This is a genomic window from Pseudochrobactrum sp. sp1633, assembly GCF_030376605.1.
In the GTDB taxonomy this organism is placed as follows: domain Bacteria; phylum Pseudomonadota; class Alphaproteobacteria; order Rhizobiales; family Rhizobiaceae; genus Pseudochrobactrum.
The window spans coordinates 308,356-327,365 of the sequence record NZ_JARRAE010000004.1 but is presented as its reverse complement, the minus strand read 5'-3'; the positions used below and the strand labels follow the sequence as shown (position 1 = coordinate 327,365).

19 protein-coding genes are annotated in these 19,010 nt (G+C 49.8%); 8 read left to right on the top strand and 11 right to left on the bottom strand.

Annotated elements, in window-relative coordinates; all coding sequences use genetic code 11:
- Positions 1-173 precede the first annotated feature (173 nt).
- Positions 174-593 carry a metallopeptidase family protein gene (locus P8H26_RS06990; RefSeq protein ID WP_289632178.1) on the bottom strand — a complete coding sequence of 140 codons (420 nt, stop codon included), beginning with the start codon at positions 591-593 and terminating at the stop codon, positions 174-176.
- Between the two features lie 150 nt (positions 594-743).
- Entirely contained in the window at positions 744-1,349 is a 606-nt protein-coding gene (gene leuD, locus P8H26_RS06985) for a 3-isopropylmalate dehydratase small subunit (protein WP_289632177.1), read from the bottom strand.
- A 255-nt stretch (positions 1,350-1,604) separates the two neighbouring features.
- Here leuD and P8H26_RS06980 point away from each other — a divergent pair, with 255 nt between their 5' ends.
- Both P8H26_RS06980 and P8H26_RS06975 read left to right on the top strand, forming a co-directional pair.
- Positions 1,605-2,468, top strand: coding sequence for a CoA ester lyase (locus P8H26_RS06980; RefSeq protein WP_289632176.1), 864 nt, complete (start codon positions 1,605-1,607; stop codon positions 2,466-2,468).
- A 36-nt stretch (positions 2,469-2,504) separates the two neighbouring features.
- Positions 2,505-2,711 (top strand): DUF1737 domain-containing protein, encoded by a 207-nt coding sequence (locus P8H26_RS06975; protein WP_289632173.1) that lies wholly within the window; start codon positions 2,505-2,507, stop codon positions 2,709-2,711.
- A 265-nt stretch (positions 2,712-2,976) separates the two neighbouring features.
- Here the strand turns inward: P8H26_RS06975 and P8H26_RS06970 are convergent, their stop codons facing one another.
- Positions 2,977-5,013 (bottom strand): M3 family metallopeptidase, encoded by a 2,037-nt coding sequence (locus tag P8H26_RS06970; protein ID WP_289632218.1) that lies wholly within the window; start codon positions 5,011-5,013, stop codon positions 2,977-2,979.
- A gap of 155 nt (positions 5,014-5,168) precedes the next feature.
- On the opposite strand from P8H26_RS06970, the gene P8H26_RS06965 reads away from it, so the two are divergent.
- The 4 genes from P8H26_RS06965 (at position 5,169) to typA (ending at position 10,600) form a co-directional block, all read left to right on the top strand.
- On the top strand, positions 5,169-5,636 hold the full coding sequence (locus P8H26_RS06965; RefSeq protein WP_289632172.1) for a MarR family winged helix-turn-helix transcriptional regulator: 468 nt from the start codon (positions 5,169-5,171) through the stop codon (positions 5,634-5,636).
- A gap of 46 nt (positions 5,637-5,682) precedes the next feature.
- Positions 5,683-6,936 (top strand): multidrug effflux MFS transporter, encoded by a 1,254-nt coding sequence (locus P8H26_RS06960; protein ID WP_289632170.1) that lies wholly within the window; start codon positions 5,683-5,685, stop codon positions 6,934-6,936.
- 236 nt (positions 6,937-7,172) lie between these two features.
- Positions 7,173-8,561: a magnesium transporter gene (gene mgtE, locus P8H26_RS06955; protein WP_308446655.1), complete on the top strand. Its 1,389-nt coding sequence runs from the start codon at positions 7,173-7,175 to the stop codon at positions 8,559-8,561.
- Positions 8,562-8,782: 221 nt separating this feature from the next.
- A complete protein-coding gene (typA, locus tag P8H26_RS06950; RefSeq protein WP_289632169.1) occupies positions 8,783-10,600 on the top strand; it encodes a translational GTPase TypA in 1,818 nt (605 codons plus the stop codon).
- Positions 10,601-10,795: 195 nt separating this feature from the next.
- Here the strand turns inward: typA and P8H26_RS06945 are convergent, their stop codons facing one another.
- On the bottom strand, positions 10,796-11,245 hold the full coding sequence (locus P8H26_RS06945; protein ID WP_289632168.1) for a universal stress protein: 450 nt from the start codon (positions 11,243-11,245) through the stop codon (positions 10,796-10,798).
- A 428-nt stretch (positions 11,246-11,673) separates the two neighbouring features.
- Here P8H26_RS06945 and cysK point away from each other — a divergent pair, with 428 nt between their 5' ends.
- On the top strand, positions 11,674-12,642 hold the full coding sequence (cysK, locus tag P8H26_RS06940; RefSeq protein WP_289632166.1) for a cysteine synthase A: 969 nt from the start codon (positions 11,674-11,676) through the stop codon (positions 12,640-12,642).
- A 254-nt stretch (positions 12,643-12,896) separates the two neighbouring features.
- On the top strand, positions 12,897-13,340 hold the full coding sequence (locus P8H26_RS06935) for a DoxX family protein (protein WP_289632165.1): 444 nt from the start codon (positions 12,897-12,899) through the stop codon (positions 13,338-13,340).
- Positions 13,341-13,421: 81 nt separating this feature from the next.
- Here P8H26_RS06935 and P8H26_RS06930 read toward each other — a convergent pair whose 3' ends face one another.
- The 7 genes from P8H26_RS06930 to P8H26_RS06900 form a co-directional block, all read right to left on the bottom strand.
- Entirely contained in the window at positions 13,422-13,550 is a 129-nt protein-coding gene (locus tag P8H26_RS06930; protein WP_289632164.1) for a hypothetical protein, read from the bottom strand.
- 225 nt (positions 13,551-13,775) lie between these two features.
- The gene (locus P8H26_RS06925) at positions 13,776-14,657 is read right to left on the bottom strand and encodes a 3-hydroxybutyryl-CoA dehydrogenase (protein ID WP_289632163.1); all 882 of its coding nucleotides are present in this window, start codon (positions 14,655-14,657) and stop codon (positions 13,776-13,778) included.
- 286 nt (positions 14,658-14,943) lie between these two features.
- Positions 14,944-15,873 (bottom strand): electron transfer flavoprotein subunit alpha/FixB family protein, encoded by a 930-nt coding sequence (locus P8H26_RS06920; protein WP_289632162.1) that lies wholly within the window; start codon positions 15,871-15,873, stop codon positions 14,944-14,946.
- Between the two features lie 24 nt (positions 15,874-15,897).
- Positions 15,898-16,647: an electron transfer flavoprotein subunit beta/FixA family protein gene (locus P8H26_RS06915; protein ID WP_289632161.1), complete on the bottom strand. Its 750-nt coding sequence runs from the start codon at positions 16,645-16,647 to the stop codon at positions 15,898-15,900.
- 324 nt (positions 16,648-16,971) lie between these two features.
- Complete coding sequence (locus P8H26_RS06910) at positions 16,972-17,577, bottom strand: cob(I)yrinic acid a,c-diamide adenosyltransferase (protein ID WP_289632160.1); 606 nt, start codon at positions 17,575-17,577, stop codon at positions 16,972-16,974.
- A gap of 37 nt (positions 17,578-17,614) precedes the next feature.
- Positions 17,615-17,806: a twin transmembrane helix small protein gene (locus P8H26_RS06905; protein ID WP_289632159.1), complete on the bottom strand. Its 192-nt coding sequence runs from the start codon at positions 17,804-17,806 to the stop codon at positions 17,615-17,617.
- A 201-nt stretch (positions 17,807-18,007) separates the two neighbouring features.
- The gene (locus tag P8H26_RS06900) at positions 18,008-18,865 is read right to left on the bottom strand and encodes an SDR family oxidoreductase (RefSeq protein WP_289632158.1); all 858 of its coding nucleotides are present in this window, start codon (positions 18,863-18,865) and stop codon (positions 18,008-18,010) included.
- Positions 18,866-19,010: the final 145 nt, after the last annotated feature.

The window sequence follows — 19,010 nt, the reverse complement described above, 5'->3', positions numbered from 1 at the left end:
ACAAACAAACTGTCAACACGACAATTCAAAAAAATCGCATAAATCGCAAAGTTTCTTTCCACAGGGAAAAATACAAAAATTAAACAATTGTTAGCCAGTTTTTCTGGCCGTTCATTGAGGAGATTCTCGTCGCTCACACTTCCAACAATCTGCACTCTATATAATGTAGCTTATTAATGCTCGCTGCCGAGCCGTTCCATTTCCTCTTCCGATAAGCCTAAACTCTGGCCGATCTCATGTAAGAGTATATGACTGATGATTTCACCCAACGTTTCCGTATTCTCGCTCCAGTAATCGAGAATAGCCCGGCGATATAATGTCAGCACCTCAGGCCCTTCCTGAGTGCGCAAATGAAAGCGCTCTCCGACACCACGTCCTTCAAAGAGACACAGAATGTCATAAGGTGTGTCCAGATCCAGATCTTCCATGACCTGTTCATCCGGAAAGTCGGCAACTTCAATACGAATCTGCGGGCTGAGCGCGCGAAAATCATCCGGCATATGCGCATAAGCATTCAATGCCAGCGATTTTAACTCGTCAACGGACGGAGCGAGCCTTGTTGCCCAGTCTCCGCTCAGATCAGTCTGAACCATTGTCCCCGTCTTTCTGCCCCGCTTATTATACAGCAGGTAGTCCAAAATTAATTCCATAAAAAAACCACGCTGACAGCCATCTGCAGCGTGGTTTCGGTCGCTATATAGGCATTTAAACGGAAAATGCCAAGAGAGCCCTTTATTAAGGGGTCACGCCCACGGACGGCTTTCAGAGTTCTTCTTCTCAAACACCGAGATATTATCGGCCTTTTCCATTGTCAGGCCGATATCATCCAGACCATTGAGCATGCAATGGCGTTTGAACTCATCCAGTTCAAAAGCAATAGAACCACCGTCTGGTCCGGAAATTGTCATCCCTTCAAGATCAACCGTCAGCGTGGCATTGGCACCACGCGAGGCATCATCCATCAGCTTATCAAGATTTTCCTGAGAAACCTTGATCGGCAAAATGCCGTTCTTAAAGCAGTTATTATAGAAGATGTCTGCGAAAGATGTTGAGATCACACAGCGGATACCAAAATCCAGCAACGCCCAAGGCGCATGCTCACGGGATGAACCGCAACCGAAATTATCACCGGCCACGAGAATTTGCGCATTGCGGTAAGCAGGCTTGTTCAGAACAAAGTCCGGATTTTCCGTACCGTCTTCGTTCAAGCGCATTTCCGCGAATAGTCCTTTACCAAGGCCTGTGCGCTTGATTGTCTTCAGATAATCCTTAGGGATAATCATATCCGTGTCGATATTGATGATCGGCAACGGAGCGGCAACGCCGGTAAGCTTGGTAAATTTTTCCATCGGTCTCGTAACCTGTAAGTCAAAATGCTTGTCTCATTGTGCTTTACACCAGCTTTTAACAGAGTCAAAGGCCTGAGAAGAGGCTAAATCCACGCGAAGTGCCGCACCATAGCTAAAATCGACGGCACGTCCTGCACAAAGAGTAAAATTTCATTGATTGCTTATGCTATTCAATACACACAAGATTCGGTTGGTTTTACCGGTATTTTTCGATCAAAAATAACACAAGCATGATTGTTCAGGGAGAAATGCTGAGTGACAGATTTTTATCCGCGCCGTGCTGTACTTTATGTACCAGCCAGCAATCAAAAGGCGCTCGCCAAAAGCGCAAGCCTGAACGCAGATGCTCTCATATATGATCTGGAAGACTCTGTTGCCGCAGAAATGAAGCATGAGGCGCGTGATAATCTGCGTCGGCATTTTCAGGAACGTCACAAAACATTGACGACACAAACCATCCGCATCAATACACTCAGCACCGAATGGGGTGAGGATGATCTGAAGCTGGCCGCAGAACTCAAGGCGGAAGCCATTGTGCTGCCCAAAGCAGAAACACCGCAGCAGATTATCGATGTTGCCCGCAAGCTGGATGATTATGATGCGCCTGAAACCTTGGGCATCTGGGCGATGATCGAAACACCGCGCGGCATTCTCAATGCGGACGAGATTGCCCGGCTTGCACAAAAATCAGCCGCCCGCCTTAAATGTTTCATCGTCGGTACGAATGACATTGCTTTAAGCACCGGCGTAAAAACCACCAACCAGCGCAGCGCATTACTGCCGTGGATGATGCAGATTATTCTTGCTGCCCGTGCCGGTGGCATTGATGTGCTGGACGGCGTTTACAATAGTTTTCAGGATCAGGAAGGCTTCAAAGCCGAATGCGAACAGGGTGCGACGCTTGGCTTTGACGGCAAAACCCTGATTCACCCCTCTCAGATTGAAATGGCACTGAGCGCCTATTCATCAAATAACGAAGAAATCACATGGGCCAATCAGGTCATTACTGCTTTTAATCTACCGGAAAATACATCTAAAGGCGCTATTTCACTGAATGGCACAATGGTGGAACAATTACATATCCGGCAAGCAGAGCGCATTCTTGCGCGCGCACGCTGATCATACTAATTCTCATAGAAACTAAAGGAGTTTCCCATGCAGCTTTATCGTTTTCTTACCGGCCCGGATGATTCCGCATTTTGCCATCGTGTCACCGATGCCCTGAACAAAGGCTGGATGCTCTATGGCTCACCAAGCCACAGCTACAATGCAGAAGAAAAGAAAATGTATTGTGGTCAGGCTGTAACCAAGACCGTTGACGGCCACGAATATTCGCCGGATATCAAACTCGGCAGCTTCTAGAGCATTTCCAGTATATTTTGAATCACAGAAAATGCTCTATCTATTTGTTTTTACGCGTATCTTATCCGAAAACCGGTTCCCACTTTTCGGGATACGCTCTAAAATAGATTAAAATGAAAAGCCCCTGCAAGAAAACCTGCAGGGGCTTTTTGTATTCTAGAGCGGGTTACGTCCAGATTGGATCACAGTGCTCGCTCTAGATTCTTTAATTTGCCGCATTATCACGGGCGTCAAGTTGATCCAACTTGACTGTGAAATGCTCTACTCAAAGACCGCGCTTTTCGATCATGGCTTGCGGGCTTGGCATCCGGCCACGGAATGTTTTGTACAACTCCTCCGGATCTTTGGAGCCGCCAGCCGCATAAATATGAGTCTTCAGCTTTTCCGCCAAATCGGCATTGAAAACATCGCCGCTCTCTTCAAAAGCTGCGAAAGCATCGGCATCCAGCACTTCCGACCACATATAAGAGTAATAACCGGCAGAATATCCGTCACCGCTGAACACATGCAGGAAATGCGGTGTGCGGTGGCGCATGATAATCGCTTCCGGCATATCTAGTTTTTTCAGGACTTCTGCTTCAAAAGCCAGCGGATCGGCCACCGGCTTTTCACTGGTATGGAAGGCCATATCGACCAGCGCCGAGGAGGTAAATTCCACTGTGTTGAAACCGGCATTGAAGGTCGCGGCTTTCAGCACCTTATCAATCAGCTCCTGCGGAATAGCCTCACCCGTTTTATAATGGACTGCAAACTTCTCCAGAACCGGACGCTCCGTCAGCCAATGTTCATAGAGCTGCGACGGCAGCTCAACAAAGTCACGCGAAACAGATGTGCCGGAAATCGCAGGCCATGTCACATCACTCAGCAGCCCGTGCAAAGCATGGCCGAATTCATGGAACAGCGTATGCGCATCGTCAAGCGACAGCAGTGCCACCTCACCTTTAGGCGGCTTGGCAAAATTCATCACATTATAAATAATCGGTGGCTGTCCGCCATCCAAACGATGAGACGATTGCAACGCACTCATCCACGCGCCGGAACGTTTACTCTGGCGGGCAAAATAATCACCTAAGAACAGGCCGCGTCGTGAACCATCCGCGTTGAACACTTCCCACACACGCACATCCGGATGCCATGTCTGAATGCCCTGATGTTCTTTGAATGTCAGGCCGAACAGACGTGTTGCCACATCAAAAGCTGCTTCAATAATTTTATTGAGCTGCAGATAAGGTTTGAGATCCCCCTCATCAAAAGCGAAGCGCTCAGCCCGCAGTTTTTCTGCATAATAACGCCAGTCCCAACCGGCCACCGGATGATTGAGCCCCTCACCGGCAATCAGCTTTTCAAGATCAGCCTGTTCTTCAGAAGCGCGTTGTTTGGCTTTATCCCAGACCGGCAACAGCAGCTCCATCACCGCATCCGGTGTTTTGGCCATTGTGTCATCAAGTTTGAACGCAGCGAAATTTGCATAACCCAGCAGCTTTGCCTTTTCATCACGCAAACTCACAATCTCAGTCACCAAAGCCCGGTTATCAGTATTACCGCCATTCTCACCACGCTTTGCCCATGCCTCATAGGCTTTTTCACGCAAATGACGAACGGATGAGAAAGTCAGAAACGGCTCAACAATCGCACGCGACAGCGTAACTGCCCATGCATCTGCACGCCCACGCTCCTCAGCGGCAGCTTTCATCGCATCGCGCAGCTGATCCGGCAGCCCTGCAAGCTCTGCTTCATCGGTGATGAACAAAGCCCACGAAGATTCGTCTTTCAGCACGTTCTGGCCAAAGCCTGCACCGAGACCAGCCAGTTTCTCGTTAATATCCGCCAGCCGCGCTTTGCCCTGCGTATCAAGTTTTGCACCGTTTCGCACAAAGCCTTTCCAGCTCTTTTCCAGCACACGCAGAGTTTCCGTATCCAGTGCGAGACTGGCACGATTTTGATAAAGAGCATCAAGCCTAGCAAACAGCGCCTCATTCATCATGATACGCGAATGGTGACGCGACATTTTCGGTGCGACTTCACGCTCCAGCGCCTGAATATCCTCATTGGTATGCGCACCGGCGCGCATCCAGAAAATCGCAGCAATATGGGAAAGCTCGCGGCCGGAAAGCTGCAATGCCTTCAGCGTATTCTCAATTGTCGGCGCATCAGGATTCTGCAGAACAGCTTCTACATCCGCCCAGTCTTTTTCCAGAGCAATATCAAAAGCAGCTTTGAAATCCGCATCGGTAAATTTGCTGAAATCCGGCAGACCAAGCGGGCCGCTCCACTGGCTAAGTGCTGAATAGGCGGGCGTCATCTGATTGTCCTGCGGCATGTCTCACGGTCTCCGGTTTGCAGAATTACATTTCAAACATTTAAGCAGCCCGCTTATCTGCCACAAGTGATTTATACGGATAATTGACCAGACCGATGATAAATAGTAAGTAAACCTTATTATAAGGATATCTTATTATGTTTTCCGGTAAATCCTACGATCCCGATAGTTTCGGCTTTCTGGTTTATGATATCAGCCGTCTCTTCAGCCTTGAGCGGGAACGCAAAATACTTGCCGCTGGTCTTGAACTGACAGCTTTTGAGTCCCGGACATTGGTGCATGTTGCGCGCTATCAGCCCGCCCGTCAGGTTGCCTTGGCCGAGAGCATGAATATTGAGGCAATGACCTTGTCCGGCTATCTCGACAGGCTGGAAAGCCGTGCACTGCTGCGCCGTGAAACCGACCCCGATGACCGCCGCGCCAAGCTTATTTTTCTCAATGATTCTGCTGTGCCGGTGCTTGATGAATTAAGACGCATTGCCCATGAGACCATTGCCGATGTGTCCAAAGCACTGCCACCTCAGGAGTGGCAGACCTTTATGGCGAACCTGATGACTGTCCGTGCCCATCTCAGGCTCATCAATCAGGAAAACCGCAAAATCTGATCTTTTTGCTCGTAACATCTTATTCCCAGTCATAAAGCATACTGCTATGTCCGATTCATCACCCCGCGAAAAAACATCCCCGCTTGTCATTATGTCCGAGCGTCGCGTCGGCATTATCGGCGGCTTTCTTGCCGCCATCGGCCCGCTCGCGATGTCGCTCTACACACCTGCCATGCCGGAGATTGTTTCTGATTTCGGCACCACAGAAGCAGCAGTAAAACTGACTCTGACTGCCTATTTCGGCGGCTTTTGTTTTGCCCAGCTAATCTGCGGGCCCTTGTCAGACGGCTATGGCCGCAAGCCAATCACGATACTCTTCATGTCTGTCTATCTGGCAGCCAGTGTGCTGGCACTGCTAGCTCCGACGATTGAGATCATGGTGCTGGCGCGCCTATTGCAAGGGGTCGGGGCTGCGGTCGGCGTTACCATGTCCCGCGCGATTGTCCGTGACCTGTTTACCAGCGACCGCTCAGCACGGGTAATGAACCTGATCGGTATTGTGCTGTCTGTCGGCCCTGCAATTGGCCCCACACTCGGCGGACTGACATTAGAATTCCTCGGCTGGCATGCGATCTTTCTGGTGATGATTCTGCAAGGGGCGGCCGTCATCATCATGATGCTGCTCTTTGTGCAGGAGACAGGCAAACCGGACCGCTCACATCTGCGCCCGCGGGCACTCGTAAAATCCTATGTCACCTTGCTGAAAACCCCGCATTTCTTGTTTGCCAGTCTGGTTCTCACCGGTGCTACGGGCACGCTTTATACATCAGCCACCATCATGCCGTTTATTCTCATGACCCGCGTAGGGCTGACGCCGAGCACATTCGGGATGGGAATGCTGCTGCAAACCGCTTTCTATATTTCAGGCGGTATCATTTATCGTATTCTGATGCAGCGCCTGACTGTTTTTCATATGTCCTGTATCGGCCTGCTCTGCACCTGCACCGCCAGTATCCTGCTCGCAGTTCTGTTACGGATTTATGAGCCGGGCTATCTGCTCGTGATGCTGCCGATGGGGCTGTTTGTTATGGGCATTGCATTCCTAACGCCACAAATGACCACGGCCGCCATGTCGCCTTTTCCGCAGATTGCCGGCTCCGCTTCCGCTTTAATGGGCTTCTTTCAGATGGGCGGCGGACTGGTTGGCGGCATCATCTCAGCCTCTATGGGTGATCCGGTTATCGCAATGGCAACTTTGCTGCCGCTGATGGGATTACTGTCATTAATCAGCTTTATGTTGTGGCACAGGTTCAAACTACCGGAGCACCCGATCACCCGTATAATTCCCCCCAAACGGTAAAGTCACCACGATCATCTGGCTGCGTGCTCACAACAGCAGGGTTGACATCGCCTGCTCTACGGCACACAAACAGCACCGGACCACTTGGTCTGATTTTAACCGGAGTTCTACTCTTATGCCCAGCGACAGTCACAGTCGATTGTTCATGCCGTCATCGGCAGTCCTGACCTAATCGCAAAGGCGCGATTGGTTTGTCACGGTCTGTCATGACGGCGGATCGACAGAGAGGCAAACCAATGAATAATACTATCCGCACCTCAGGTGCAGCTTTCGACGCGACCAATCTTGCTCTGACAACACTGCTTCAGCAGGTTAGTCAATTGCGTACCGGTGACGCTGTTGAACTCATCAATGACCTTGATTCCGACGATAAAATTGCTCTGTTCAGCGCGCTCTCAACAGATCAGGCGGTTTTGTTTCTTGACCAGCCTGAACTGCATTTTGCCGAACAGATTATCGATAATCTTGATAATGGCCGTGCCGCAGAAATCCTCAACGGCATGTCTGCCGACCGCGCGACAGATATCTTCCATGATATGGACTGGCAGTCACGCAACCGGCTGTTTGCTATTCTCGCACCGGAAACCAAAGCCAATCTGAAAAAACTGATGGGCTATCCGGCTGATACTGCCGGTGGTCTGATGACAACCGAATTTATTGCCGTACCGGCCTCATGGTCGGTAGAGCAAACCTTGCAATATATCCGCAAGGTCGAACGCTCGCGTGAAACGGTTTATGCCATTTATGTGGAAGATGAAGCCACACGCGTGTTGCAGCATGTCGTGTCATTGCGCCGTCTCATCACCGCTGATCCGCAAGCCAGTATTGCGGAAGTCGGCCGCGATCAGGAACCGCTGACAATTCCGCCGATGATGGATCAGGAAGAAGTTTCACGCTTGTTCCGTAAGCACGATCTTCTGGCTATTCCCGTGGTGGATGAGCAGCATCATCTGATCGGTATTGTCACCGTGGATGACGTGCTCGATGCCATGACCGAGGAAACCTCGGAAGACGCCTATAAATTCGGTGGTATGGAGGCTTTTACCAAGCCCTATATGCAAATCGGCTTCTTTGAAATGCTGCGTAAACGCGGCGGCTGGCTCTGCATTCTTTTCTTAAGTGAAATGCTTACCGCCAGTGCCATGCAGCATTTTGAAGTCGAACTGGAAAAGGCCATTGTGCTGGCCTTGTTTATCCCGCTGATTATGAGCTCAGGCGGTAATTCCGGTTCGCAGGCAACTTCCCTGCTGATCCGCGCCTTGGCACTACAGGATTTGAAATTAGGCGACTGGTGGCGTGTCGCTCTGCGCGAAATACCAACAGGGCTTGTGCTCGGCTCTATGCTTGGTCTTATCGGTTTTGTCCGCATCGCCATCTGGCAGAAAACCGGCCTCTATGATTATGGCGAACACTGGGTGCTGATCGGCATTACAATTGGTGTGGCATTGATCGGCATTGTGCTGTTCGGCTCTCTGTCCGGCTCCATGCTGCCATTTGTTCTCCAGCGCCTTGGCCTTGATCCGGCCAGTGCATCGGCTCCTTTTGTAGCAACCCTCGTCGATGTGATGGGATTGGTGATCTATTTCAGCGTTGCAGTGATTTTCCTCACCGGAACCCTGCTTTAACCTCGGAACAGGCCGGATTTTTCCGGCCTTTTTCTTATGCCTGAAATGCCTGTTCGGCTTTTTATGCAGCCAGTGCACAGCAGCAATGAGATATGCGTTATGCTAAAATCAGCCCGCCCCCTTTTAAAATTAGCGAAAAACCTGTAAGAGCGCCCCATTATCTGCGGCGTTCACTCGGTTTTGTCCTGGGCGTCCCAACCCCCTATTCAGAGTGACAATCAATGCAATTGCGCAACATCGCGATCATCGCACACGTTGACCACGGCAAAACGACCCTGGTTGACGAGCTCCTGAAACAGTCCGGTGTATTCCGTGACAACCAACGCGTTACCGAACGCATGATGGATTCCGGCGATATCGAGCGCGAGCGCGGCATCACCATTCTTGCCAAGGCAACATCTGCTGTCTGGAAAGATACCCGCATCAACATCGTTGATACACCAGGCCACGCCGACTTCGGCGGTGAAGTTGAGCGTATCCTTTCGATGGTTGACGGCGTTGTCGTTCTCGTAGACTCCGCTGAAGGCCCGATGCCTCAGACCAAGTTCGTTGTTGGTAAAGCTCTCAAGCTTGGCCTGCGTCCTATCGTTGCGATCAACAAGATCGACCGTCCGGATGGCCGTCATGAAGAAGTGATCAACGAAGTGTTCGACATGTTCGCAGCGCTCGATGCGACTGACGAACAGCTCGACTTCCCGATCCTTTACGGTTCAGGCCGTAACGGCTGGATGGCAGAAAATCCGGAAGGTCCAAGCGATCAGGGTCTGGCTCCGCTGTTTGATCTGATTCTGAAGCATGTTCCGGCACCAACAGTTGCTGAAGGTCCGTTCTCGATGATCGGTACCATTCTGGAAGCTGATCCGTTCCTCGGCCGTATCATCACCGGTCGTATTCATTCCGGTACAGTGAAGCCAAACCAGGCTGTAAAAGTGCTTGGTCAGGACGGTAAACTGCTGGAAAACGGCCGTATTTCCAAGATCCTCGCTTTCCGTGGTCTGGAACGTACAGCGATTGAAGAAGGCGTTGCAGGCGATATCGTCGCGATTGCCGGTCTTTCCAAAGGGACTGTTGCTGACACATTCTGCGACCCTTCAATCAATGAAGCCATGAAGGCTCAGCCGATTGATCCGCCGACTGTAACCATGTCCTTCATTGTTAACGACAGCCCGCTGGCCGGTACTGAAGGTGACAAGGTAACCAGCCGCGTTATCCGTGACCGTCTGCTCAAAGAAGCTGAAGGTTCGGTTGCTCTTCAGATTGAAGAATCCGAAGACAAAGATTCTTTCTTTGTTTCCGGTCGTGGTGAATTGCAGCTCGCAGTTCTGATCGAAACAATGCGTCGTGAAGGTTTTGAGCTGAGCATTTCGCGTCCGCGCGTTGTGATGCACAAAGACGAAGACGGCAACCTGCTTGAGCCGGTTGAAGAAGTCGTTATCGACGTTGATGAAGAATATTCCGGTACTGTTGTTCAGAAAATGTCTGAACGCAAAGCCGAAATGGCTGAACTGCGTCCATCCGGTGGTAACCGCGTTCGTCTGGTGTTCTTTGCACCAACCCGCGGTCTGATCGGTTACCAGTCCGAACTGATGACTGATACACGCGGTACAGCAATCATGAACCGCCTGTTCCACGAATATCAGCTGCATAAAGGTCCGATCGGTGGTCGTAACAACGGCGTACTGATCTCGAACGATCAGGGCGAATCAGTTGCATACGCAATGTTCAACCTTGAAGATCGTGGTCCGATGATCATTGATGCTGGTACCAAGGTTTATCAGGGCATGATCGTTGGTATTCATACCCGCGATAATGATCTGGAAATCAACGTGCTGAAAGGCAAGAAGCTGACCAACATGCGTGCATCCGGTAAGGATGAAGCTGTTAAGCTGACCCCGCCGATCCGTATGACTCTGGAACGCGCTCTGTCCTGGATTCAGGATGACGAACTGATGGAAGTGACACCAAAGTCCATCCGTCTGCGTAAGCTCTATCTGGATCCAAATGACCGTAAGCGCTTCTCAAAGTCCAAAGGCATGTAAGCCTCACTAAAAAAGAAAAAACGGCAAAGGCGGCTTTCGAAAGAAAGCCGCCTTTTTTAATATGGCAACGCAGTTTCGAACGGATCGAAGCGGAACAAGAAAATAGTCCCGTGACTATTTTCTCCTCAAAGGCGGCTTCCGTTTTTCCTGAAACTGCCGGTAAGCGCCTTTTTTTATTCCGTCATTTCTGATCGTTTATTTCACGACCAGCACCGGTATTTTACTCAGGGACAGCACTTCTGCTGCCTGACTGCCGAGCAAAAGCTTGTTCATCCCGCGACGGCCATGCGATGCGACCACAATCAGTTCAACCTGATGCGTGTTGGCAGCTTCAACAATACCAACTGCCGGTGATTGATTCTCAATATGCAGCCCTTCAACAGTCACACCGGCATCCCGTGCTTTGGTAATAGCCTGCTGCACGATTGCTTTGGCCTGTTCTGCCATAGATTCGCGATATTCTTCAAAAATTTCCGGCGATGTGCTCAAGCCCGGTGCCACAACGATGCCGTAACTCGGAAACAAATCTGTGACTGTCAGCACCGTAATTTTAGCGGAAAGCTCTTTAGCCAGTCCGATTGCCTGTTCAAGACCTTTATTTGCAAGCTCCGAACCATCAGTTGCCACTAAAATATGTTTATACATTTTCTCGCCTTTCCATTTTAAAGCATGTCTCCCAAAAGTGGATCCGGCTTTGGGATGAAGACCTGCATAAAAACAAAGAACCAGAGCAAGCATTGCGGTTACTATTAAATGCGGCACACTCTCGTCATCTGCCCAGCAGTATCAAACAGACACTTCATAGTATTTATCTAGTGATTGACAGAGGAATTTACATTGATTGCAATCAAAAATGATTGTGATCATATTTCTGTTTTCAAGCGGCAAACCCGCTTTAAAAAACTGCAGCAATTTAAAATACACCGCTGATATTCGTCATGCGGCCATAAAATAATTCTAATATTTCACATTGATAGAATATTATTCTAATTTCATAACGCATTCTGGAAGCCTGCTTCTATAATCATAACGCATCAGGCTCTATGATTTGCGAAAAGATCAGGAGATTTGGTATGAGCGATTCTAATAAGCCGGGCCGTGGCCGTATTTACTCATCTATTGTTGATACAATCGGCAACACACCACTGGTTCGCATTGACAAACTTGCCCGCGAAAATGGCGTTGTCGCCAATCTTCTCGTTAAGCTCGAATTTTTCAATCCGCTGGCCAGCGTTAAAGACCGCATTGGTCTCGCCATGATTGAAAGCCTTGAGGCTGAAGGCAAAGCTGTTCCGGGCAAAACCGTGTTTATTGAGCCGACATCCGGCAATACAGGTATCGCGCTGGCTTTTGCCGCAGCTGCCAAAGGCTACAGCCTGATTCTTACGATGCCTGAGACCATGTCTGTTGAGCGCCGTAAGCTGCTCAAACTGCTCGGTGCGGAACTTGTGCTGACCGAAGGCGCCAAAGGTATGAAAGGCGCAATCGCTAAAGCGGAAGAATTGGCAGCCGGTAATCCTGACGCCATCATCCCGCAGCAATTTGAAAACCCTGCAAATCCTGAGATTCATCGCAAGACCACTGCAGAAGAAATCTGGAATGACACCAATGGTGAAGCCGATATTCTGATTTCCGGCATCGGCACCGGTGGCACCATCACCGGTGTTGGTCAGGTTCTGAAAGCGCGCAAGCCTTCCTTCAAGGTTGTAGCCGTTGAACCTAAAGATTCGCCGGTACTGTCCGGTGGCAATCCGGGCCCGCATAAAATTCAGGGGATCGGTGCAGGCTTTGCTCCTAAAACATTGGATACCGGCGTGTATGATGAAATCATTCAGGTCGCGAATGAAGATGCTTTCGCCTATGCGCGTCAGATTGCCAAAGTTGAAGGTATTCCGGTTGGTATTTCTTCCGGTGCGGCGCTGAAAGCTGCCATCGAAGTTGGCCAGCGCCCTGAAAACAAAGGCAAGAATATCATCATCATTATCCCGTCTTTTGCAGAGCGTTATTTATCAACGGCGCTTTTCGATGGCCTTGATGCCTGAAGCTATTTACAGCATTGAGAATAAAAAACCGGCACTTCTGTGCCGGTTTTTTTATTATGTACAAAGAAGCAAGTGCTGCGTTTTTCATCACGTAAAATTCATAACGCAAAAATATCCGGTTCTGATAAATGCTGAACCAAGAATCGAACCATACGGTTTGATACAGTTTAAATCACACTCGATCTGAACAACGCAGACAACAACTCAAGGCCTAAGTTTCATTTCAACCAACGCCCCATAAAGAGCCACGACACATGACAGATAAACACTGCGAACCGTCTTTAATTCTGCCATTTCTGGCGCCCGTTTATGCCCGTTTCCATGATTTTGCCTATGCAGCCATGCGCGCGACTACCGGCGGCATCATGGCATTCTTCGGATGGGAGAAACTTTTCAACGGCGACATGCCGCGTGATATTGAACTGTTTCAGCAACTCGGACTGGAACCGGCAATCCCACTGGCCTATTTCACCAGCATTCTTGAATTTGTGGGCGGCATAGCTATTGCCGTCGGGCTGTTCACCCGTCCGCTCGCCTTTATGCTCTTCATACAAATGATCGTTATTCTGCTGATGGTAATGATACCGCGCGGCAGCGGTTTCCAGCTTTCAACCGTCTGGCTCGGTGTCTTTATGTATCTGAGTGTAGCAGGCAGCGGACGTCTGTCTCTTGACCGTCTGATCGGCAAACAGTTCTAAAACACAAAAGCCGGCTCATAAGCCGGCTTTTCTCATTCTTCCATTTACCGGCTATGGGAGCTAACCGGTAAAATAAGCAGTTTAATGCGAATGGCGAGCTGCACAAGCAGGCCCCGGACCACGCATATAATGGCGTTCCGGACGATAGCTTGGCGCCAGAAACTCACGAATAATTTTAATAACTTGACGAAACTGAACAATCAGACCCATCACCGTACACCCTGATTAAATTGTAAATATTATTGTTACTGAAGCGCAAATCGTAACAGTGAATTTAAGGTAAATACTAACGGATAAAGGTGAACGTTAAGTGAATTGCCATCCTTAATGATACGTTAAAAATAACCTTTTATTTATTAATTCAACGAAAAACCCTGCATTTGAGGCTCAAATGCAGGGTTTTCGCTGGTTTCAATTATTAAAGAATAACAATTATTAACGGGTCGGCACAGGCTCATCGCCACGGTAGTCATAGAAGCCGCGTCCGGTTTTACGTCCCAGCCATCCGGCCTCGACATATTTGACCAAGAGCGGGCACGGACGATATTTTGAATCCGACAGCCCTTCATAAAGAACCTGCATAATCGACAAGCAAGTATCCAGACCGATAAAATCAGCAAGCTGCAGCGGCCCCATCGGGTGATTAGCGCCGAGTTTCAATGCTGTGTCGATCGCATCAACCGTGCCAACACCTTCATAAAGCGTGTAGATCGCCTCATTGATCATTGGCAGCAGAATACGGTTGACGATAAAGGCAGGAAAATCAGCCGAAACCGTAATGGTTTTACCCAGTTTCTGCACAAAATCTGTCGAGGCTGTAAAGGTCGGCTCTTCGGTTGCAATACCGCGGATCAGTTCAACCAGTTTCATCACCGGAACCGGATTCATGAAGTGAATACCGATAAAGCGCTCAGGGCGATCTGTTGTTGCCGCCAGTCGTGTGATTGAGATCGACGATGTATTGGTCGCCAGAATAGCATTGCTATGCAGATGCGGACAAACCTGCGCAAAAATCTGCTTTTTAATAGCCTCGTTTTCCGTTGCCGCTTCAATCACCAGATCACAAGGCGCAAGATCAGCCATAGTCTTGGCCGGTTTGATCAGAGCCAGACCGGCAATACGTGCATCTTCCGCAAGCTTACCTGAGGCAACCTGACGAGCCATATTACCGCTGATGGTGGCAATGCCGTTTTCCAGCCGTTCAAGCGAAGCATCATGCAGCAGCACGTCAAAGCCTGCCAGTGCACAAACATGCGCAATACCATTGCCCATCTGCCCTGCGCCGATGATACCCACTGTTTTGATTGTAAAACTCATGATCCGCTCCGGTCCCTTCGTATCAATAAATTTACAGCAATAGAGCTATTTTTGCCCTGCCTACATGAGCAGTCCCATGCAGATAAGTCTAGAGCATGTCGCGTTTAATCGTGCTCATAGCGCTCGCTCTGGATTCTTTGTTTGATCGTATTCTCACAGACGTCAAATTGATTCAGCTTGACTGTGAAATGCCCTATCCCTGATTAAAACAAAACGCGCCCGGATAAAACATCCGGGCGCGTTATATTATCAGAGACAATCATGCCCGATTGTCATGATCTCGACTTTAGAGCGCTTTTTCAAGTTCCGGCAGAATAGTGAACAAATCACCGACCAGACCATAATCCGCAATCTGGAAAATCGGCGCTTCTTCATCCTTATTGATCGCAACGATCACTTTGGAATCTTTCATACCGGCCAGATGCTGAATTGCACCGGAAATACCGCAGGCAATATAGAGATCAGGCGCAACCACTTTACCGGTCTGTCCAACCTGCCAGTCATTCGGCGCATAGCCCGCATCAACCGCTGCACGACTGGCACCAATCGCAGCACCAAGCTTGTCGGCAACCGGTGTGATGACTTCATTGAATTTCTCAGCGGAACCGAGTGCACGGCCACCGGAAATAATGATTTTCGCCGAGGTCAGCTCCGGACGGTCACCGCCGGAAATCTTTGCCTCAATAAATTTCGACACAGCCGGATCATTGCCTGCATCAACGCTCTCAACCGCTGCCGAACCACCTTCACCAGCAGCCGCAAAAGAGGCTGTGCGCACGGTGATGACCTTCTTGGCATCCGTGGTTTCAACAGTCTGGATAGCATTACCGGCATAGATCGGACGCTTGAAGACAGTCGGAGACACAACATCGGTAATTTCCGAAAGCTGCGCCACATCGAGAAGAGCTGCAACGCGCGGCAGCACATTCTTGCCCGAAGTCGTGGCCGGAGCAATCACAGTGTCATAGGCACCGGCAAGGCTCACCAGCAACGCTGCGGTCGGTTCTGCCAGACGGTTTTCCAGAGCATCGCTCTCAGCCAACAAGACTTTGCGCACGCCTTTCAGCTTTGCGGCAGCATCAGCTGCAGCTTTTGCGCCTTTGCCCGCAACCAGCACATCAACATCACCGCCAATTGCGAGTGCTGCGGTCAGTGCCTTGGCAGTCTGGTCGGAGAGGCTTGCATTATCGTGTTCTGCAAAAAGAAGAATAGCCATAATCGTTTTCCTGTCCTGAACCGCTTACAATACGCCTGCTTCGTTTTTGAGCTTATCAACAAGCTCGGCAACGGAAGCCACTTTCACACCGGCTTTACGGCCGGACGGCTCTTCGGTTTTGAGGATTTTCAGACGCGGCGCAGTATCAACACCGTAATCAGCCGGTGTTGTCTCATCCAGAGGCTTCTTCTTCGCCTTCATAATATTCGGCAGGGAAGCATAACGCGGCTGGTTCAGACGCAGATCGGTGGTAACAATCGCCGGAAGTTTAACTTCAATGGTCTGCAAACCACCATCAACTTCGCGGGTCACATTGGCAGAAGCTTCTGAGAGTTCAACTTCAGAAGCAAATGTTGCCTGTGCCCAGCCAAGCAATGCCGACAGCATCTGACCGGTCTGGTTTGCATCATCATCAATAGCCTGCTTGCCAAGAATAACCAGCTTCGGTTCTTCGGCTTCAACAACGCCTTTCAGAATCTTTGCAACGGCAAGCGGTTCGACAGCCTCGTCATTTTTGACGAGAATAGCGCGGTCAGCACCCATAGCCAGAGCAGTACGCAGGGTTTCCTGTGCTTGTGCAGGGCCGATGGACACAACAACAACCTCAGAAACCTTGCCAGCTTCCTTAAGCTTCAGCGCCTCTTCAACCGCGATTTCGTCAAACGGATTCATCGACATTTTGACATTGGTCAGCTCAACGCCTGAACCGTCACTTTTGACCCGGATTTTAACGTTGTAATCAACAACCCGTTTAACTGCGACCAGAACTTTCATTCGGTTAAGATCCTCTCCACTTGAACAGCATTTGCTGCTCTCTTCGGCGAAACATAAGCCCGTTTAACAGGCTGATACCCGCCTACCTCTCAGTCAGATACAATTTTAATGCACGACATTGCCAACCACTTGCTCAAAGCCGACATCAGAAAATTGTATCGCAAACGCATCTGAAGCTCCGTCAAACATCTCCGAAGTTTCAGAAATTTCACAAGACCGTAATTCTGAACGATAGAGAGGTCAATCATATCCGGTAGCAGGGCTATGAAATCTCGTCATAACCATCTTCGAAACATGACGTATGATGTCGCAAAAATGCAAGATTTAACGCGTTAGCGCCGGCACCCATAAAATATCATCCCGCCCCTTATTGTTCGCAATGCGGGCAGCTACAAAAAGCAAATCGGACAAACGGTTGATATAACGCAGAGCTGCACCGGAAACCTGCTCATCTGTCTGCGCCGCGAGAGCCACCATCACGCGCTCCGCACGCCGTGCAATTGTTCTTGCCATATGCAAGTGGGCTGCGGCCGGTGAACCGCCGGGCAAAATGAACGAGCGAAGCGGTTCAAGCTGCGCATTCAGCGTATCAATTTCCTGCTCCAGACGGTCAACCTGCTTATCTACAATCCTCAAAGGCTCATAACCGAGATCTTCAACAGTACCGGAGGCAAGATCTGAAACAATAGCGGGGGTGGCAATGTCAGCACCGAGGTCAAAAAGATCATTCTGCACCCTTGTCAGCATCACATCAACATCCGGCAGGATCAGCGCCGTATAAAGCCGCACCAACCCGATTGAGGCATTCAACTCATCAATATCGCCGCAAGCAATAATCCGCAGATCGTCTTTCCGCCGTCTGGGGCCGCTCGCAAGGCCGGTCGTGCCGTCATCACCGGTGCGTGTGTAAATTTTGTTCAGCTTAACCAAAAGCGCGTCGCCTCTTGCTGCTTAGCCATGCGGCAGTTTACTTGCGGGCAAAATACAATGCACCGACCATCAAAAGCACAGCAATGAACTGAAACATAATACGCAGGCGCATCAGCTTGTTAGATGTATTGCCATCACCACTGCGCATCATATTACGCAAGCCCAGAAACAGCACAACAACCACGGCAGCAATAGCGATCATTGCTGCAAATTTAAAACCGCCGTCCATCTATTCCTCCCGACTATCCGCAGACAGTCATTCCTCATTCCCGCTCAATGTGTAACAGAAGCCTTTTCCGGCAGATAGAGCATTTCCCGTAAAAGTGCATAGCGGTTTTACGTAAGGATAATGCGACTAAACAAACCGGCATTTCCCGTAAAAGTGCGTAGCGGTTTTGCGCAAGGACAATGCAAACGTATTCGCCTTCTTCTATGACTGATCGGACAGCATTTTATAAAGCCAGCGCGCAGGCAGCAGGCGCTTGGCAAGAATGCCGAGCTTTGCCGGACGTGTTACCGGATAATGCGGACGCGGGCGGTCACTCTCCAGTGCATGCAACAAAACCTCATAAACCGCATCAGGCCCCAGCTTTACCGAAGATTTGGTACCACCGCTTTGCAGTTTGGCAAATTGCCGCTGATAATCTTCCTTATGAACGGAGGCTTCCATATCAATATATTTTTGCGCATAGGCTGCGGCATTGACCGTAAATTTGCTGGTAATCGGCCCCGGCTCGATCATGGAAACGGAAATGCCTGACCCTTCCAATTCCATGCGCTGCACAAGCATCAAACCTTCCAGAGCGAATTTGGAGGAGACATAGGCACCGCGCCACTTCATCGGCACCAGTCCGAGAATGGATGAGCAATGCACCAGACGGCCTTGTTTGCACGCACGCATTGCAGGGATCAGCCGCTGTGTCAGATCCTGCCAGCCAAAGAAATTCGCATCAAACTGTAATCGCAAGGCTTCCATCGGCAGATCTTCCACCGCGCCCGGCTGTGCATAGGCACCATTATTGAACAAGGCATCGAGCTTGTGGTTACACAGGTTCAGCACGCTCTCAGCCACAGCTGCAATCGACTCCGGTTCGCAATAATCCAGATAAAAAGCCTCGAACCCCTGTTCGCGCAAATAAGCCAGATCTTGGGCTTTACGGGCAGTGGCAAAGACCCGCCAGCCGCGCTCTTTCAATGCCTGCGCACAAAAAGCACCAATACCGCTGGAACAACCGGTAATCAGAATTGTTCTTTGCTGAGCAGAAGGCGTTTGCATTGTTTTTGCCATATCCTGATCTTTATCCGTATGTTTACGGGTTCACATAATTGTAATTCCCGTCTGCAGAGCTTTTATACGCATTGAGTTTTTGACCTGTCGTCAGTTATACCACACAAAATGCAATCAGCTCTGTTACAGACATAGAGCATTTCCG

Bases quoted from the DNA above. Each gene is read 5' to 3' on its own strand.
- P8H26_RS06990 (WP_289632178.1), bottom strand. From the start codon at position 593: ATGGTTCAGACTGATCTGAGCGGAGACTGGGCAACAAGGCTCGCTCCG.
- leuD (WP_289632177.1), bottom strand. From the start codon at position 1,349: ATGGAAAAATTTACCAAGCTTACCGGCGTTGCCGCTCCGTTGCCGATC.
- P8H26_RS06975 (WP_289632173.1), top strand. From the start codon at position 2,505: ATGCAGCTTTATCGTTTTCTTACCGGCCCGGATGATTCCGCATTTTGC.
- P8H26_RS06970 (WP_289632218.1), bottom strand. From the start codon at position 5,013: ATGACGCCCGCCTATTCAGCACTTAGCCAGTGGAGCGGCCCGCTTGGT.
- P8H26_RS06965 (WP_289632172.1), top strand. From the start codon at position 5,169: ATGTTTTCCGGTAAATCCTACGATCCCGATAGTTTCGGCTTTCTGGTT.
- P8H26_RS06960 (WP_289632170.1), top strand. From the start codon at position 5,683: ATGTCCGATTCATCACCCCGCGAAAAAACATCCCCGCTTGTCATTATG.
- mgtE (WP_308446655.1), top strand. From the start codon at position 7,173: ATGAATAATACTATCCGCACCTCAGGTGCAGCTTTCGACGCGACCAAT.
- typA (WP_289632169.1), top strand. From the start codon at position 8,783: ATGCAATTGCGCAACATCGCGATCATCGCACACGTTGACCACGGCAAA.
- P8H26_RS06945 (WP_289632168.1), bottom strand. From the start codon at position 11,245: ATGTATAAACATATTTTAGTGGCAACTGATGGTTCGGAGCTTGCAAAT.
- cysK (WP_289632166.1), top strand. From the start codon at position 11,674: ATGAGCGATTCTAATAAGCCGGGCCGTGGCCGTATTTACTCATCTATT.
- P8H26_RS06935 (WP_289632165.1), top strand. From the start codon at position 12,897: ATGACAGATAAACACTGCGAACCGTCTTTAATTCTGCCATTTCTGGCG.
- P8H26_RS06930 (WP_289632164.1), bottom strand. From the start codon at position 13,550: ATGGGTCTGATTGTTCAGTTTCGTCAAGTTATTAAAATTATTCGTGAG.
- P8H26_RS06925 (WP_289632163.1), bottom strand. From the start codon at position 14,657: ATGAGTTTTACAATCAAAACAGTGGGTATCATCGGCGCAGGGCAGATG.
- P8H26_RS06920 (WP_289632162.1), bottom strand. From the start codon at position 15,873: ATGGCTATTCTTCTTTTTGCAGAACACGATAATGCAAGCCTCTCCGAC.
- P8H26_RS06915 (WP_289632161.1), bottom strand. From the start codon at position 16,647: ATGAAAGTTCTGGTCGCAGTTAAACGGGTTGTTGATTACAACGTTAAA.
- P8H26_RS06905 (WP_289632159.1), bottom strand. From the start codon at position 17,806: ATGGACGGCGGTTTTAAATTTGCAGCAATGATCGCTATTGCTGCCGTG.
- P8H26_RS06900 (WP_289632158.1), bottom strand. From the start codon at position 18,865: ATGGCAAAAACAATGCAAACGCCTTCTGCTCAGCAAAGAACAATTCTG.